General features: G+C 60.2%; 13 protein-coding genes and 1 pseudogene. 8 read left to right on the plus strand and 6 right to left on the minus strand.

Annotated features, from left to right (window positions below):
- Window positions 1-181: 181 nt before the first annotated feature.
- The 8 genes and pseudogenes from CNE_RS37445 to CNE_RS37475 all read left to right on the plus strand — a co-directional run bounded on the left by CNE_RS37445 (window position 182) and on the right by CNE_RS37475 (window position 11,950).
- Window positions 182-2,221 carry a hypothetical protein gene (locus tag CNE_RS37445; protein ID WP_013954259.1) on the plus strand — a complete coding sequence of 680 codons (2,040 nt, stop codon included), beginning with the start codon at window positions 182-184 and terminating at the stop codon, window positions 2,219-2,221.
- 3 nt (window positions 2,222-2,224) lie between these two features.
- Window positions 2,225-3,205 (plus strand): ATP-binding protein, encoded by a 981-nt coding sequence (locus CNE_RS37450; RefSeq protein WP_013954260.1) that lies wholly within the window; start codon window positions 2,225-2,227, stop codon window positions 3,203-3,205.
- Window position 3,206: 1 nt separating this feature from the next.
- Window positions 3,207-4,646 (plus strand): hypothetical protein, encoded by a 1,440-nt coding sequence (locus CNE_RS37455; RefSeq protein WP_013954261.1) that lies wholly within the window; start codon window positions 3,207-3,209, stop codon window positions 4,644-4,646.
- Between the two features lie 580 nt (window positions 4,647-5,226).
- Window positions 5,227-6,481, plus strand: a pseudogene (locus CNE_RS37460) (DNA-binding protein).
- 94 nt (window positions 6,482-6,575) lie between these two features.
- Window positions 6,576-7,688: an H-NS histone family protein gene (locus CNE_RS37465; protein WP_013954263.1), complete on the plus strand. Its 1,113-nt coding sequence runs from the start codon at window positions 6,576-6,578 to the stop codon at window positions 7,686-7,688.
- A gap of 456 nt (window positions 7,689-8,144) precedes the next feature.
- The gene (locus CNE_RS40490) at window positions 8,145-9,395 is read left to right on the plus strand and encodes an N-6 DNA methylase (protein ID WP_013954264.1); all 1,251 of its coding nucleotides are present in this window, start codon (window positions 8,145-8,147) and stop codon (window positions 9,393-9,395) included.
- 14 nt (window positions 9,396-9,409) lie between these two features.
- Window positions 9,410-11,095, plus strand: coding sequence for a hypothetical protein (locus tag CNE_RS37470; RefSeq protein ID WP_013954265.1), 1,686 nt, complete (start codon window positions 9,410-9,412; stop codon window positions 11,093-11,095).
- Window positions 11,096-11,101: 6 nt separating this feature from the next.
- Window positions 11,102-11,950 carry a hypothetical protein gene (locus CNE_RS37475; RefSeq protein WP_148271835.1) on the plus strand — a complete coding sequence of 283 codons (849 nt, stop codon included), beginning with the start codon at window positions 11,102-11,104 and terminating at the stop codon, window positions 11,948-11,950.
- Window positions 11,951-12,320: 370 nt separating this feature from the next.
- On the opposite strand, the gene CNE_RS37480 is transcribed toward CNE_RS37475, so the two are convergent.
- The 6 genes from CNE_RS37480 to CNE_RS37500 all read right to left on the minus strand — a co-directional run bounded on the left by CNE_RS37480 (window position 12,321) and on the right by CNE_RS37500 (window position 17,330).
- Window positions 12,321-13,565 carry a S1 family peptidase gene (locus CNE_RS37480; protein WP_158310061.1) on the minus strand — a complete coding sequence of 415 codons (1,245 nt, stop codon included), beginning with the start codon at window positions 13,563-13,565 and terminating at the stop codon, window positions 12,321-12,323.
- A gap of 120 nt (window positions 13,566-13,685) precedes the next feature.
- The gene (locus tag CNE_RS37485) at window positions 13,686-13,883 is read right to left on the minus strand and encodes a hypothetical protein (protein WP_013954268.1); all 198 of its coding nucleotides are present in this window, start codon (window positions 13,881-13,883) and stop codon (window positions 13,686-13,688) included.
- A gap of 51 nt (window positions 13,884-13,934) precedes the next feature.
- Window positions 13,935-14,729: an ExeA family protein gene (locus tag CNE_RS37490; protein ID WP_013954269.1), complete on the minus strand. Its 795-nt coding sequence runs from the start codon at window positions 14,727-14,729 to the stop codon at window positions 13,935-13,937.
- A 3-nt stretch (window positions 14,730-14,732) separates the two neighbouring features.
- The gene (locus CNE_RS37495) at window positions 14,733-16,058 is read right to left on the minus strand and encodes a DDE-type integrase/transposase/recombinase (RefSeq protein ID WP_041229451.1); all 1,326 of its coding nucleotides are present in this window, start codon (window positions 16,056-16,058) and stop codon (window positions 14,733-14,735) included.
- A 134-nt stretch (window positions 16,059-16,192) separates the two neighbouring features.
- The gene (locus tag CNE_RS40495) at window positions 16,193-16,723 is read right to left on the minus strand and encodes a DUF6431 domain-containing protein (RefSeq protein ID WP_013954271.1); all 531 of its coding nucleotides are present in this window, start codon (window positions 16,721-16,723) and stop codon (window positions 16,193-16,195) included.
- A 109-nt stretch (window positions 16,724-16,832) separates the two neighbouring features.
- Complete coding sequence (locus tag CNE_RS37500; RefSeq protein WP_013954272.1) at window positions 16,833-17,330, minus strand: hypothetical protein; 498 nt, start codon at window positions 17,328-17,330, stop codon at window positions 16,833-16,835.
- Between the last annotated feature and the right edge of the window lie 39 nt (window positions 17,331-17,369).

Genomic DNA, 17,369 nt, shown 5'->3' on the forward strand with positions numbered 1-17,369 from the left:
TCGAGTAACAAAATTAGTTTAAAAAGCTTAAAGACAAATTGTTCCTTCGGCCGACCGTTAAACTAATATTGTATCCTTGCCCACGTTCCGGCGCTTCCTTGCCTTGCAGTCCCGCGATAGCGCCCTATGGTTCATAGCGATCGGGCCATAGGCGAAGGTGGCCATTTGTTCTGGAACCTCCATGGAAGTCCGCGACGCTGACGACAGCTGTCATTGCTCCCGCCGCACAATCGGCAGGAGAGCCATCGACACCTCGCTCTGGGCAAGCCCGGATGAAGGGGCGCTCGAAGGAGAACGGCGCGCGTTGTATTTTGCGAGAAAGCAGGCGGTCTCGCTGTACCTTTCCGGCGCGACGGCCGACACCATCAAGCGTCTCACCTCACTTGGCGCAAAACAGGCTTATCGACTGATCCGCGAACGTTGCCTCGAAACGCATCCGGACGGGCGGCCCTACGGCTGGCGCGGGCTGGTTCCGTGGACCCGGATCAAGCACTACCGGCGCCATCGGAAGATCCATGTCAGTCAGTTCGGCGGCGGCGCCGTTGGTGCCCTGCAGGCGCTCCTTGATGCGCAGCCGGAGCTTCGCCAGGCATTCGAAGCGCGTATTCTCGCGAGCGCATCAGGCAAGCGGCTGGTCGAAACCCGGCAGTCGAAAAGACGTCACTGCGGGTGGCTTCTCGACCAGCTCCGCGAACTTGGATGTGAACAGCGAAACGAGTGGCCGTTCAACACGGCGACCCTGGGATACGTCTCGATTGGCCGGTTTATCGACAAGGTGTTGTCGGCCAACCCACGAGCGCTGGCGGCGGCGAGCGGCGGTCCAGACCTGGTGTCAAAGCTGAAGACAGGGGACGGAACCGGACGGCCGGTTCAGAAGTTCATGCAGCGCGTCGAGATGGATGCGCACAAGCTGGACGGACGTTTCTGCGTGTCGCTTCCCCTGATGGGAGGCGGCTTTCGGGAGAAGATCGTTCATCGTCTCTGGGTCATCGTGATACTTGAAGTGATGTCGCGCGCGGTGCTCGGCTACTACTTCAGCATGAGACGGGAAGTCTCGAAGGATGATGTCCTGCGCGCGCTGAAGCGGGCATTGGGAAAATGGTGTGCGCGCCCGGTAAGCTTCAGCGACAGGGCGTATCTGCCCGATGCCGGGCTTCTGTCGGTGCTGGGTGACGATTTCGTCGGACTGTGCTGGGATGAGACCAGCGTAGACGGTGCCCTTGCCGAGACCTGTCAGCACGTGCGCGACGCGTTGCGCGATACGGTTCGCGCGACGCTGCTTGAGCCGAAAACCTCGTTCTCGAAACGTCGAAGCAAGGACGACCGGCCCTTCATCGAGGCGTTTTTTCGAAATCTGGCGGGGAAGGGCTTTCAGCGTCTTTCCAACACCACCGGCGCCAAGCCTCAGGACCGTAAGGGCCGGAAGCCGGAAGACGTTGCGCTGGCAAGCCGATTCCAGTACGAATATGCGGAAGAGCTGCTGGACGTGCTCATCGCCAATTACAACGCAACACCGCACAGCGGGATTGGCAACCGCACGCCGCTCGCATACGCGAACTTCCTGTACCACCACGCCCAGCAGAGCTTCCGCCGAGTCGATCCCGCCGTTGTGGAAGCGCTATTCAGCATCCGCAAGCGCTGCATCGTGCGCGGCGGAGCAGCGAGTGGGCGCGCCCCGTACGTGGAGTTCTATTACGGCCGCTACACCAACGAGGTGCTGCACAACCGGCACGACCTGGTGGGATCCGAGATCTGGGTGGTCTGTCACAAGGAGGATGATTGCCGGGTAGCGCTCGCCTCCACGCTTGACGGCATCTCACTCGGTGTACTGCGGGCAGCGCCGCCCTGGAACATTTCACCCCATAGTCTTGCCGTTCGCGCTGCAATCTCTCAGGCCTGCTCGCACGGACAACTGATTATCCCAGCGGGCGCAGACGCCATTGAAATCTTCATGCGCTTTGTGGAGAGTCAAGCGCACAAACGCTTACCCGTCCATCCGGCCTACCTCGAAGCGCGACGCATTCTGGTTGCTGCAGCGGATCCGTCGATCGGCGCTGCCATGCTGGACGCTGCGATGGATCGTGCCAAACAGAAGGACAGCAGAGGTTCGCGCAACGGTGGCACCAGCAACAAGCCAGCGCGACCTAACGGGGCTATCAAAACTGAGCCCGCGACGCCGGGCTCCATGCTCCCGCCACGTCGAATGGCGCAATCGGGGTAGGTCATGCGATTCCCTCTGCCCGAGCGCATCGATCCGCGACACTGCATCGTGACGAAGCAGTACGCAGTATATACGCCGCCCATGCACGAGATGATTGAACAGCTCGGCGAATGGATCGACCAGCAGCGCCCCGGCGGCTATATATATGGTGCATCACGGCTGGGCAAGTCTCGCTGCGTGCAATGGTACGTCGCTCAGGTGCTGCAGGAACGCCTTAACGCCGTGGTACCGCTGGTGGTGTGGAATCGCCGTCCGGACAGCCAGACAAGCGAAGCAGGATTCTGGCATCAGCTGTTACTCGCCTCGAACTTCGAATTCGCCAACCCGGCGAAACCACCGAAAAGAGCGGAAGGGATCCACCTGTGCAGGCAACGCTTCATCGCCATTGCGAACAACGCGCAGCGTAATTATGTAGTACTGACCATCGACGAAGCGCAGGATTTGACGTTCCGGGAGTGGAAGTGGTTGCTCGGTCTTCAGAATGACCTTGATTACGAGGGCTACCTGCTGAGCGTGTTTTCCGTCGGCTCGCACCAGCTGAACTATCGTCACGAGTATATGGCGATCACCGGCAACGCTCACCTGGCAGCACGTTTTATGGCCGCGCATGCGCGATTTCATGGGCTGCGTTCGCCGGAAGAAATCGCATACGTGCTCAACGGCTACGATATCGACTCGGAATGGCCACCGGGCAGCGGCGTTTCATACCTGAAGTATTTCGCGCCGGTTCAATTCGCGACAGGGCACCGCCTTGCAGACTGTGCCGCGCTGGTGTGGAAAGCGCTGGTGGAACTCTCGCCCGAATCTGCGCGCCGTCATCTCGAGTTCCCGATGCAGCATATCGCCAGGGCAACCGAGGCGATGCTTTTCCAGCTGGCGCATGGCGGAGACTGGGTTGACGTGACGTCTTACGAGAACTGGTTGCAGGAATTCGCAAAAGCGAACTTCCCGGACCACATGAGGATCATCTCGACGGGTAGTTGACATGGCGGCCTACCCATCGGTGAACTGGTGGCCGGGAAACCTCCGTTCGTACGAGTCGAGGCTATCGTTCGTCGCCCGCTTCTGCGCACTGAATGGCATCAACGTCCGAAAATGCGCGGAGTTTTTGAGTGTGGAGCCCGATAGCAACACGCCGCTTCCGATCGACGAAATCAGGCGCCTGGCGTCCGTGCTCGGTGAGACCGCGCCGCTTGTCGAAGACGTTTTCTCGCCTTCCATACGCTTCATCGATGTCGGCCGTTATGGCCCACCTCCCGATAGTCGCGAGCGAGGTGCCATCCGCTATTGCGAGACCTGTGTGCAGCACGGCTACCACAGCTACCTGCATCAGCTTGGGTGGCTTTCGCGGTGCCCATTTCACCTGAGCGAGCTGAAAACGACCTGGGCGCAGGAGCACACCGCCAGCCACGTGTCGCAGCGCGTGGGCGCGTTGGAGTTCGTGATGCGGCAACGCTGCAGGACGTGGCCGCACGGCATTGATGCCGGCTTTCCCGCCCGAGAGCAGGGGCGTGTTGCGTCGCTCGCCGGCTGGGTCGCACGGGCGAGCGTCGCTGCCGCGCGCATGTCGCTCGGCGAGATCTGGTCGTCGGGCAACGATGGCATGCCGGGGGCCGTCTCCTTCGACCAAGCGTTCGGTCAGCTGCGCACGCTTGAGCCCCCGCCCGAGGACATCGAGCCGCTCCTGACCGAAGCCGGTGATCGGTGGAGTCTGGAAAGCCACGCGTTTGCGCGACAAGCGAAAATCCAGCTCGGCCGCCTCAGGTTGTGCCACCTCAGCTTTGCCGAAGTTCTTCACTTCTATATACGCATCAACGCCGCTTCGGCGAATCCGTCTTCGTTTGTCACGCGCCTGCATGCCATGCAGGACCGGCAGACTCGCCATGGCACCTGTCGCTGTCGGTGGAGGCTGACCAAGGCGGGATGGCTCTCCCGCTGGGTCAACGTGCACCCAGAGGAGGGGCCCCGCTGGGGCCTGATCTGCCCATACGATATCGCGCTCAACGAACTTCAACTCGGCTGGGGCCGTTCGGACCTGGCGCTCTCCAATCGGCAGGCGGAGCAGGAACGGCAGCGCTTCTGCAGCGTTTCTCACGCGATGCGCGACTTGGGCCTCATCCGCTATACACGGGATGCAGCGGTAGCGCCGGCGGGTTACCTATATGCCGATCAGGACGTCTGGACCTGCTGCGAGTGGGTCCGGGAGTCGACGCTAACCGCAGTGCTCGAGATGGCGGTCGCGTGGGAAATCGAGCTGACGTTCGACGCGTTGACCACTTGGCTGGATGACATCGATCGGGGTGTCGATCCGCTTGAGCGCGACGATTCCAAATCTTGCGTCCGCCTGTGCGAAACCGACGACGGGCTGTTGCTGATCAGGTGGACGCAGGCAGACGGGTCCGCGTCGCAGACGACTCCGTTCTGAGCCGACGTTGGGCACGAGCTCGGCACGGATCGGGCCGCCATTGGGCAATCGGGCGCCGCACGAAAGGGGCGCCAAGGTAAGTCAAGACGATGGCAGCCCGGCGCTCAGCCAGATCGCCGCGAGGCTTTGCGCTGACCGAAAGCCTCAGTGAACTGCCGGGCGCGTCGGGTATTCGTTTGCAACTGACGGTCGAACGTAGCCGGCATCATCACGGCGGTCGAGAGCGACCAGCGATGTTTGCATCCAGGTGATGGGGCGTGTGCGCGGTCATCATGGCTGACGCACATTGCGTCGGCCGGTGTGGTGCTTGGCTCGCCGTCGCTGCGCATAGTTGAACAGCAGGAGGGCGGTGCACCTCTGGTGGGCGCGGCTGCACGAGGATTTTGCTCCAGGGGGCTAGGAACAAAATTAGTTTCAAAATGGATACAAATTTAGTTTAACCAACGGGGGCACATGCCATTTGCGTCAGTAGCCTGTCCCTTGACATAAGCGGACTTATGTCTAAAGTCTTGCCGAAAAAATTGGATATTACGCGTATTACGTAGTAATATATCGCCGATTCACCCCGTATTTTTTGCTGATGCCCGCTCCCGACCTGGATCTGAGCGACGCCGCGCTGCAGGCCGCCATGGCCCACGACATTGCCGAGCTGCGCGGCCGCTTTCCCGAGACCCGCGCGCTGTACCGCGAGGTTTGCGGCCTGCTGTTCTTCCGCTATGGCGTCACGCCCACCGCCAACAAGCTCTACAGCCTGGTGCGCAAGGGCAGCATGGGCACGCCCGCCGAGGTGCTGCAGGGGTTCTGGCAGGAGCTGCGCGGGCGCACGCGCGTGACCATCGACCATCCGGACCTGCCTGACGCGCTCAAGCAGGTGGCGGCCGAGGCCGTCCGGACGATCTGGCAGGCGGCCAACGAAGCGGCCAGCGCCGAGCTGGCCACGCTCCGGGCGGAAGCCCGCGACGTCGCGAAGGCGGCCGAGGCCGAGCGCGATGCCGCGCGCGCCGAGACGGCAGCAGCTCTCGAAGACGCACTGGCGCTCTCGGCGCAGCTGGGGGAAGCGCGCCAGGCGCACGACGCCGTGCAGGCCGAACTGGCGGCCGAGCGCCAGGCGCACGCCGCGACGCGGGCGCGATGGGAAGCGGGGCGGGGAGAGCTGGAGGCGACGGGGCGCCAGCTGGCGGAACTGCGCACCCAATTCTCGACGGAGCTCGAGCGGGCGCGCGAGGCGGTGACGCTCGCGCAGGAACGCGCCGAAGCCAGCGAGCGGCGCAGCTTGCGCGAACTGGACCAGGAGCGCACCGCGCGCCAGAAGAGCGAGCGCACGGCCGAAGACCTGCGCGCCGAACTGGCGGTGGCACGCAGCGAGGCGCGTGATGCCGCGGTGGCGCAGGCGGAGGGCCGTGCCAAGCTGGAAGCGCAGGCCGTGGCGCTGGCCGAGCGGCTCGCAGTGGCCGAGCAGGCGCAACGCAAGGCGGCGGGCGACCTGGACACCGTGCAGGCGGAACTCGCGGCGGCGCAGCGCCGGGCCGAGCGGGCCGAAGCCGAAGCGGCGCTCGCACGCCAGTTGCTGGCCACCCTGCGCGTCGCGCCGCCCGAACGCGACGGCGGTGGCGGTGGCGGTGGCGGTGGCGGTGGCGGTGGCGGTGGCGGTGGTGAAGCGCAAGGGCGGCCGTTCGGCGGCGACCGCGCCGGAAGAGCAGGGCGACGGTCAGGGGGACGCTCACCAGGATGAGCTGGGCGAAGAACAGGGCGACGAGCCGGGGGCGGCGGCGCTACCCAACAATCAGGACGAAGGCAACGACAGCAGTGACGGCAGCGATGACAGCAAAGACTGAGCGGGGGACGCGATCCGCTGAAGCGAACGACACGCAAGAGACAAGGTCTCACCGTCCATGGGATTAGGAAGCGTCTGCACCTGCAGTGGCTTCAATGAAGGAGAACAAATTGGCCCCAGAGCAAGAGGTTGAACCCCGTGTCGCGAGCAATGCGACGAACGGATTGGGTCAGATGGAGCTTCCCATCGCTGAGGCGATGCGCGACGCGGATCCCGCCATTGGTGAAGCCAGTGGTGCAGGCGTCGGTAGTGGCAGCGTTGACACTCAGGCCCAACGCTTGGACTTCTGGTCGACAAGCCGGGATAGCGGCCCGACGGCGACCGTGTCATATCGGCGCCGGCGGTCTTACGCAGCCCCGGACGCTTCAACGGAAGACGTGGCACCGGAAGAATCGAGGGAAGCTGCCGCCTCGGAAGCGTTGACTGAATCCGACGCGCCGGAAGCGCCCATTGAAGCCATGCCCTCGGAAGCGACCACTGAAGCCGTGGCCGAAGCTCCGGTTGAAGTCCTGGCCACGGACGAACCGATGGAAGCTGCCGCCCGGGACGAACTGACCGAATCGGCCGCCCCGGTAGCACCGCTTTACGCCCCAGCTCCGGAAGCAGCGCCGGAAGAGAGGCAGGCCCCGAAGCGCGGTCGGAAGCCGAAAGCGCTCACCGAAACCGCCGCTCCCGAAGCAGCGCCGGAAGGGAGGCGGACCCCGAAGCGCGGTCGGAAGCCGAAAACCCTAGCCGAAGTTGCCGCTCCGGAAGTCACGACTCAAGAGACCCCAACCCGGAAGCGCGGGCCGAAGCAGATAACACTGCCTGGAGTGGAGGCTGCCCCGGAAGCGCCGACTCAGAAGCCGCAAACCCGGAAGCCGCGACAGGAGCAAAAAACGCCTACCGCAACCCAAAGCCCGTCCCAATCCTCACTGCTCGCTCAACTGGCATCTGTCAATGCGCAACTTGAGCAGTTGCGAGCCACGGAAGTGCCAAAGGTCGTGGAGGAGATTCGGCAGTTGATGCAGGAGTACGACCTCAGCATTGAGGACATTGCGGGCAAGCCCAGTGTTGAGCCCGCTGCCCGCGCTGTTCCGACCAAGACGAAGGCCGCGCCGCCTCCGAGGTACCGCAACCCCAAGACGGGCCAGACCTGGTCGGGGCGCGGTAGGGCTCCCGCGTGGATTGGCAAAAAGTCCGAGCGTTTCCTAATCAGTTCTCCATAGTGGCAAACGAACCGCCGCTGACCGCGTTTCGAGGGGTGGCCGCGACTCGCTGGATCCAGCCAGATGGCCGACTGCTGGGTGCCGTTTGAGGCACTTTACGACAGGGTGCTTTGATCCGCCGCCGCCATCCGATCCGCCAGTCACGTACCTGCAATGCCGAAAAAGTCACCTGGGACGGGGCAGGGCCGCGATGCCGCCCTGGCTGCGGCCGGCAGTCAATGCGGGGCAGAGCGTAGAATTTTTCCGGCTCGCGCAAGCTGATGCACTGGTTTGACAGCAATGGCTTGCCACTGCGAAGGCAGGCGCACGAACGATGTTCGCATCTTCAGTCCTGCTACCTAATCATCGCCAGTGATTAGTGCCGGGACAACATACTAATACTCCTCCCAATTTGGGGGATTTTGAAGTGTTTACGTGTAAACTCTCGGCCAGTGAAATAAAAGTACATGCAAATCTATGCTTTCGCCTGAGCGAGCGACTATAGGGGCCCGACGTTCGGACGAACTTGGCCGGTATTACACCCGAGCTGACATCGGAGAACTACTTGTCGATTACATGGGTTCGACGGCACCGTACGGTGTGCTGGATCTCGGCTCAGGGGTCGGCTCGCTGTCCGAAGCTGCTGCGCGACGCTGGAGCAACTCCAACATCCTTACAGTCGATGTAGATCAGGCCGTATCCGCGCAGATCAGAGCGGCGTTGAACTTACGCGCCGAAGGTCGCCATGCACATCTACGTGCGGACGCACTTAGTTCGAGACTCCCTCTGTTGATTCGTGCACAGCTGGATAAAATCGACGCCGCAGTCTGTAATCCCCCTTTTATAAAACCAGTTTGGCGAAAAACATTTGATAATATTCTGGAAGACGCCGGACTGAGCGGCTGCCTACCCGCCATAAAGGACGCTGATGCGGCCTTACTGTTCCTCGCGCAGAATCTTCGCACACTAGATGCCGGCGCCACGCTGGGAATCATTCTCCCGGACACGATGATCTCATCGCAGCGTTATCAGCGCTTTCGAAAAGATCTGCTGGCAAGATACAAAGTGGAGGCAGTCATCAAGCTTCCACGTGGCTCTTTCCTTGGCACGGAAGCCTTGGCATCGATCCTCATAGTAAAGACAGCAAAACCCACGGATCAATCTGTACCGCTATACAAACTAAATTTCGAGCGCACAATTTCTACTCCTATCTTGGTCCCCATTGACCAAGCTGTGGAACGACTTGACTACGACTATCACGCATTAACACGTGTGCAACCAGTACGACCCGGCAAGAAACTTCCGCTGGCAGCGATTTGCACGGAAGTTCGACGTGGTCTAATTGAAAATTCCTTGGCCAAGCGTTGCAGCATATCCGTCTTTCATACGACTTCAATGAGTTCCGCGGACCTGGGTCGCTGGGTAGATTTACCAAATCAGTTCCCAGGTAGCGACAATGAAAGCTCGATGATTACGGCTACCTCGGGTGACATCCTTGTTGCCCGCGTAGGTCGCAATATTGGCCAAAAGATTCTCGGAGTTGCCACTGGGATGGTCTTGTTAACAGATTGCGTTTACAGAATACGGGTTCCACAACGGTATCAAAAATTGGTTCTATCTCAACTCAGCAGTAAAGCAAACCGAGATTGGTTTGAATCCCGTACATATGGAGTTGGGGCGCGTCAGTTGACGAAGGCTGATCTTCTATCGTTTCCAATTTATCTTTAAAGAATAAGGCGGGTATGTCGGAATTTGAAGAGCGCGCCGATCAACTTGCGCTAGATATCATCGACACGTCACTCGTTGACGGTGAGATGTTTAGGAGCGCACGTAGAAAGCTGCTGGCGACAGGAGCCAAGCTGCTCGTGGGACCGCGTGGGACCGGCAAAACGCACCTGATGAGGTATACCTATCAACATGCGCTCGACAAACCAACTGCGCCCCTGGTGTTGTATGCGTCCTTTAATCGTTACCTGAATCTTGAACCGCTTCTAAAGCGGTCTCCTGATGCGCTTAAACGGTTTCATTCCTGGGTACTCGCCAAGCTGATTCTGAGTTGCTTTCAATGGCTTGAGGATAAGGGAGAGAATTCTGCCTGGTTTGCGGCGCTCGACCCGCTATACGACAGTGCTAAGCTTTCAGGGCTTATATCGTTGCTTGAGCGCGGTGGCGGGGACGATATATATCAAGAGTTCGGACAGTTCCTAACGGTAGATTTAGTGCTCAAGGCTGCGCGCGCGCTCGCGTCTCGATTCTCACGCAGCCGAACCGTATTTCTCTTGGATGATGCTGCATTAAGCCTATCCGATCAGTATCTAGTTTCCTTCTTCGAAATCTTCAGACTATTGAAGACTCAGTACATTTCGCCTAAGGCATCGGTTTATCCCGGAACTACACAGTATGGGCCAACCTTCCATGCTTCTCACGAAGCGGAATCCGTGCCATTGTGGTTAAGCATCGAGGATTCCGAATACTCGCAAATAATGGGGGAAATAGCCGAGAAGAGATTGACAAAGAAGGAAGTTGAGACTATCAACCGGGATATCCTTGAAGTTTTCAAGTACGCATCGTTTGGGATTCCGCGTACGTTTCTCCGTTTACTTAGAGAGTATTTCGATTCGCGACCTGGAACTTCACAGCAAAAGATCAACAAGATTATCGAGCAGCAAGCATCGCTAATCGGGGCAGAATATGATTCTCTCGGCCTGAAGATTCGACAGTTTTCCTCCCTTGTGTCAATGGGGCGTCGGCTTTTCGACAAGGCGGTTATTGACATATCCGCGGGGCAAAGTGAAGACACCTCGACCCGAAATATAGTTCTTGGCATTAGACAGGATTCTGGGCAGAATCCGTTAGCGGAGAGGATGCTGCGATTCCTAATTGAGGTGGGCATGCTTTTTCCACTTCAGGCTGTCTCGCATGGGCCCAATCGTAAATACGATAGGTACATTCCGCATATCGCATTCTTATATCAGCATGGAGCCTTTAGAGAAGGGAGAGGTTCCTCGTTGAAAGTGCTGCCGCAGGTTATGCAACGTCCAGCGGCAAAGCATCCCGTGCGGCGTGATCTCAATTCGTTACTCGGAGCGGAAACAGTCGAGAATTTGCACCTCGATTTGCCGCCATGTCAGAATTGTGGTGCGGAAAGACTTAACGATTCGCAGCGTTTCTGTCACAACTGTGGACAAGAATTGGTTGCTGCTTCCTTATTCGAAGAATGCATGAAGCTGCCGCTGGAGCAGGTGCCTGGGATCAGTAAGGCATTAATTCAACGAATTCAAGCAGATACAAACCTGAGAACAATTGGTCATGTGTACGCTTCGCAGAATGCGTCAGGCGACTTGCAGCAGGCAAATTACGTTGGACCTGTGAGGGCATCAGGGATCATCAGCAAAGTGTCGGTCATGGTAAACGAGTTTCTGTCCTAATAGATTATGGCCGCCGTCTTTCGTTCAAAACTTTCCACTAGCGTTGCATCGGTAAATCCGTCGCTGGATACCAGCGTCCTATTTGACGCGACCTACGTGGAGGGTACGGGATCGCCAATCGACGAGTTCCTCATGCGGTTGGTCGCTATTAACCAACTGGCACCGCCTCCTGCAGCGTTCAACCCTCTACAAGCGCAGCTGGTTCTACTGGGTGTGATTGCTGCAGTGGAGAGTTATTTACGTGCCATTCTGCGGCGGCTGATCGCGATGGATTCGATTTGCCAAGAGAGCGTGCATCGCCGAGACGTTTCTTATGGCGCCGCAATTCATCTCACGAAGGACATGCTGCCAGAGGCAGTACTCGAGAAGATCTCATTCATCTCGAAAGGAAGCATCGTTGACTCGATCCGTGAATTGGCTGGAATCAAAGGCAATCTCCCGCCTGATGTCACGGCTTCAATCGATGATTACGTAAAGATCTGCCATCTTCGCCACTGTGCAGTGCACCGTTTTGGAAAACTTGGTGTTTCCAATGCCATAGCACTAGGACTTGAGGACCATAAAGAGTTGCTAGAAAAACCATTGCTTCTTGACTACCTTTCGCTTCAAAATTCTATTGTTATATCGACAGGAATGGTCAAGACAATCAATAACTTTCTTTTTAATGAAATTGTGTCTAGAATTTCCGATTCACGATGGACGGGGGTTTACAAGACCGACAAGAGGCTTTTTTTAACGTATTACAAGATATTCGCGGACACGATAAGCACCACGGGGTTTTCCGTTGGCCTAAAGGACATGTATATTCTTTTTATGTCTCAAAAGGCAAAATTTTCAGCAGGGTTGCCATTCTAATATCGAGCATTGGCGAAAAGGGCAATACGCTGAGATCGTCGCAACCCAAGGGCGGCCAGACCGGCGCACAGAAAATCGGTCAGCCGCCTCGGAAAGGGGGATCATACTTTCCGTGCATGTATGGACCCGAAGCCTTTTGCAAGCTTCTTGTTCGTGATGTCGAAACGGTCTGCATGCATGTATCCAGCTTGCCTGATCGGCGCTTGCCGATGCACCCCCGCAGCCTCGATGAGATTCGCGCGTGGTCAGCTCTTCGTCCAACTCCGCTGCCGAGAGTTCGAACGGTGGCTTCTTTTCTGTCGTCATGGTCACATCCTCACGGGAACAACCCAAGCTCGCCTCATCCTTCTATTCAACCGTAAAGCGAGCGCTACGGGTAACCGCTCAACAGACCGCCGGCGTCCGCCGGCGTTTCTCGCAGCCAGTAATCGAGGTCGATTGGCGCATCGGGAATGCGGCGCGTACCAGGGGCGCGTGGCTTAGGGCGTATGACACCAGAAAACGTGATCGACGCCTTCGTGAACTCCGAGGCCTCTCGGTCCAGGGCCAGCGACGTCTCGAAGTGGCAGCGCTGGATTAGCTCCATGCTTGCCGTTGGGCCATCGACAGTGATGTTCATGAAATGGGAATCATAGTCCCTGGCCAGCGCTAGATAGTCCGAAGCAGGTACCTGCATCGTCCACACGACCGAGAGCAGATCGAAGGCGAAAGCAATGGCAACGGTACCATCTTCGTCCTCCCGTGCCGACTGAATGTCGGGATCCTCTACCCCGTCGAAGTCCTCGACGGTAAATTCGCGGATCGGTGCTAAGCACGCTTCGGGGACATCAGATGCCGACAGAAACCTGCGCACCAATGGCAGTTCTAACCCTTCCAGGTATGCCAGCGCGGTGTCGGCTGCTGCAGTCTCTACCTCAGACAGCCAGCGTTCTTCGAAGTCCTCTAACCGCACACCAATAAGAGGCTTGCTCCCTGGCGGCGGCGATACAATTGCCTCGGGATCCGACGACACTGTCAGCAGCTCGCACTCGGGCTCCGTCAACGTCATAGTGATGTCGCCGCGCTTGCTCCGTTTGACCTCCCCCTTGAGCTTCACAAGTCCCAGCTCCCGCGCAGCGATCAGGTCGATATCGCCCCTCAGCGCAAGCGATGGCAGCCTGCTGGAGACTTTTATCCGAAGCGCCTCCCAGATGAGGGTAACGTAGGACGGCCCGCCATCGAATGACGATGACACGATGCCTACCAAGTCACCGTTGGCGTTTACCACCGGCCCACCGCTCATGCCCCCCTTCGTATCCATCGCCACCTCGACGCACGCGGAAGGCATGCGTTCGCCGCGGCCTTGCGGGAACACCGCGGTCACCACCCCGGAGGTTACCAGTGGGGTGATCAGCGCCGCCGCGTCTTGCCGCGCATCGTGACGGTAGCCGAACGCCCACAGGCGCTCACCGACAAGGGGCAGGGCGATCTGCAGGGGCGCAAGTGTTACGTCCCGCGCTATTTGAGGACCGACGTCCCAGGCTAATCGAGGTGAGACGACAGCGTTTGTCTCGCGCTGCGATGGGAATGAACATGACCGCGCAGAGCGCGAGATGAAGTGGTCCGTAGGCTGCAGGAATGCGGTGGCGAAGCGACGCCGGTAGGTATGTCAGCGGCGATGGTGATGATGGGACAGGCGGCCTGAAGCGGGGAACGGTGCTGACATGCAAACGGGGGCCTTGCGGCCCCCGTGAAGTCAGAAGGGAAGGTCGAGCTCGTTGGCGGGATCGTCATCGGGATCTAGGTCTGGCGGTGGGCGATAGCGGCGCGCCTGCTCGCCGTAGACGGTGTTGAACCACAGCCAGACGTCATCCAGGATGAGCTGGATGAAGAAGGCGGCCTCGTCGGAGAGCACGGGGTCGGCCAGTCCGGCATTGCGCGTGAAGATGTCCATGATGGGCCTCCCGGGTTGGCGTTGAAGTCAGATCGTGTTGCATGGCGGGGCTCACCGCACTTCCCCGATGGCCCGCAGCAGCAAGTCGTCGGGGATATGGTTCAGTCCCTTGGGCACGGCCAGCCGCATGGCGTTGCGCAGGATGCGCCCGGCCTGGCGGGGCACGCCACGCGACGCCTCGCGCAGTTGTTCGATGCCGGAGTCCGAGAGCAGCGTGTGGTTGCAGCCAGCGGCGGCAAGCGCGTGGCCGATGAGCTGGGCGAAGCGCTCGCGTTCGATGACCGGGGTGAAGTGCACGCGCACCTGGATGCGTCCGTAGAGGGCGGCGTACGGCGCGCGTTCGAGCACGTCGGCCAGCGACGGATGACCGGCCAGCCAGATGGTGATCAGATCCCTGGCATCCATGGCGAAGTTCAGGAAAGCGGGGAGATCGCGGAAGAATGCGGGTGGCAGGTTCTGGCTCTCGTCGATGACCCAGACCGGCAGCACCTGCCGGTTCTGGGCCAGTTCGGTGATGCGCCGCTTGATGTCGCGCCACAGGTCGGCGCGCCGGTAGCTGGGCTCAAGGCCGAGTTCGCGGGCAAGCGCCCGGTACAGATCGATGCGGCCGAAGTCGGACTCGGCCGTATAGATGACCTGGTAGCGGTGCGGGTTGAGCGAGCGCGTGATGTGGCGCAGCGCGGCGGTCTTGCCCACGCCGGGCTCGCCGGTGAGCAGGCCCACGCCGGGGCTGGTAAGCAGCCACTGGAAGCGTTCATTCAAATGGGCGATCGCGCCGTCGTCCCACAGGCTGGTGGAGTCCTTGTCCAGTGGTGCGCAGCGCAGGCCGAAGTGCTGGCGGTACATGATTCAATGCTCCGTGTGCGGATAATGTTGACGGTGGGCGAGCTCGATCAGGTTCGGGCCGGCCACGGCGGGTTCGGCGGTGGCCGGCTCGGCCTGGGGACGCTGGCGCCGGCGCGTGCTGTTGGCCACGGTATCGAGCTCGGTGGCCGCACCCAGTTGCAGCCCAGCTTCGTTCTCGACGTGCATGACCACGCCGGTATGCGGATCGACGACCAGCCGCACGTGCTGGCCGGCGAGTTCGTACGGCACCTCGAAGCGCTTACCCTGGTAGGACACTGTGCCGTCGCGGCGCACCAGGCGGGTGATGCGGTACCAGAACAGTTGGTCGAGCTGCGCGGCCAGCGGCCCGAGCAGGCGGATGCGCGGCAGGTCCTGCTGGTAACGTGCCAGCGGCGTGAGCCCGCCCAGCGAGGCATGTTTGCTTCGGTGAAAGATCTGTTCGATCCAGGCCCACAGCCGGGCGTTCAGATCGCCGAGCTCGCGGATGCGGCTGGTGTCGAGTTCGGCCAGGAACTGCTCGCGCAGCGTGCGGTGCCACCGTTCGATCTTGCCCTTGGAGGCCGGCTGATATGGCCTGCAGTAGATCAGGCGGATGGACAGACGTGCGCAGATGCTCTGCAGGGTCGCGCTGCGATAGGCCGAGCCGTTGTCCACGACGAGCCGCCCGGGGATGCCGCGCCTCAACAATGCTTGCTTGAGCACGCTCTCGATATCGAGCGCTGTCTCGGACAGGCAGAACGCGCTGTGAGCGACAAGCCGGGAGGCGTCATCCATGAGCGAGACCAGATAGGTCTTCCTGCGTTTGCCGTCGATCGACAGAGTTGGCCCGTGCATGACGTCGCCGTACCAGAGAGAGCCGGCGTGTTCGGCCTCAAAGCTGCGCTTCTCGTCGGGCACGACGGCCGGGCCGGCGATGCGAGAGAGTCCGTTTGCCTTGAGCAGGCGGTGCACGGCACTGCGCGAGAGCGTGTCGCGCGCCACCAGGCCGGCGCTCTCCAGCAGCAGCCGGATCTGGCGGATCGAGCGGCGCGGGTTCTCGCGTTTGGCCGCCAGCACCGCTGCCTGCACGGCCTCGGGCAGCTTCGATGAGCCGCGGTCGGCGCGGACCTTGCTGGCCAGTCCGGCAATGCCCTCGCGGCGCCAGGTGTCGTACCAGGCGTGCAGCGTCTTCTCGCTGATGTGGCGGCGTCTGGAGCCGGGAATCGCGTACTCCTGCTGGGCAATCTGGCGGATCAGGCGAGTCAGTTCACCGCGTGCGAGTTCGCCGCGGCTGGTGAGCGGGCCCAGCACGCCCAGACGGAACAGCGCCATCTCGTCGATGTCGTTCATCTCGTTGAATCCTTCATCAAAGTGAGGAAACGACATGAAACCGCTATTGCCGCGGCAGCGGCAGTGAGCAAAGTCTGTGGGGCGTGCGCCAGGCGTGCGAGCAGCGCGTTGCGCGCCGCGCGAGGATCAAGCGATCATGGGACAGTCAGGCCGTCGTGATCGATCCAGGCCATCGCTTGGCACAATGGCATTTGCCCGAAACAGGTTAGCCAGAACTCAACGGAATTAGCACAGCGACCGAGGTCGGCAAAGCGACTGCGCAAATGGAATGCGAAGGTCTGGCTGGTATTGAGCCATCGCCACCAGCGGCGCACCGTGTGATAGCCCAGCGCGAAAATGGCCGCCGTACGGCGCAGCGACGCACCGGCGATCAGCAGTAAAAGCACCTGCTGCTGCAGCGCCCAGCCGTACCAACGGCGGGGGCAGATGGCCAGCGGCAGGCGCGAACAGGTTCGACGACAGGATGGACACCGAAAACGCGGTATCGGCACGGGATTGAGTTCGGCGTCGCCGCTGCGGTCAGCCTTGCGGTGATAGCAGCCGTGGCCCCACAGGCAGCCACAGCCGCAATGTGCGCAAGCATCGGGCCGGTACGACTGCGGCGTGCAACGGATAGCGAGAAGATGTTGTTCGAGCGTGAGAAACGCAAATACAATGCGATGCATAGGCCAGTCTGTTCTGGTTGTCGTGTGGCGCCTGGAAAACATCGCACGATATCAGAGCAGTACTGGCCTTCCTTATGTCCGTTGCGTCTCGCGCTGATTGCGGAGATGTTCAGAAAATCGCCCCAGCCGTTCGCGGGATAAACGGCCCTTCCCAAACCTCAGATTGCGCGGGACGTAACACAAGCGTCAGTGGATGGTGCTCGTGCGCCTCGGAGTTCAGCGTGCAGCTCAGAAGCGAGACGTCTGAGACGATCCGGCGATCCGCTCCGAAGACACTGGGGCCCGTCAAAGTCGAACTCTCGCGTGGAAGCCAGGCACGCGCCCCGTCTGGCAGGAATGTCAGCAGCACCGGATCAGCGTTCCGCGCTTTGAACTCTGCCAGTACGTGCGTGGCAGCCACCACTAGTCCGGGACCAATCATGACGCCACTGCCCAAGATGGTGGGTCCATCTTCCTCCATCAAGGCGAGGGCAACCAGCGCATCCCCAGCCTCGTGCAACGACCCCATGGACCCAATACCGTCCTCATTGGTGTAGATGGCGGTGACCCAGGATCGCCGCAGCGTCGCCAGTGCGGGGTTGGCTTCTGTGATGCGGACTGAAGTCATCAGTGTTTATCCATGTTGTTTGGTCTATTGACGACACCT

The sequence above is a fragment of the Cupriavidus necator N-1 genome, from assembly GCF_000219215.1.
Taxonomy (GTDB): domain Bacteria; phylum Pseudomonadota; class Gammaproteobacteria; order Burkholderiales; family Burkholderiaceae; genus Cupriavidus; species Cupriavidus necator.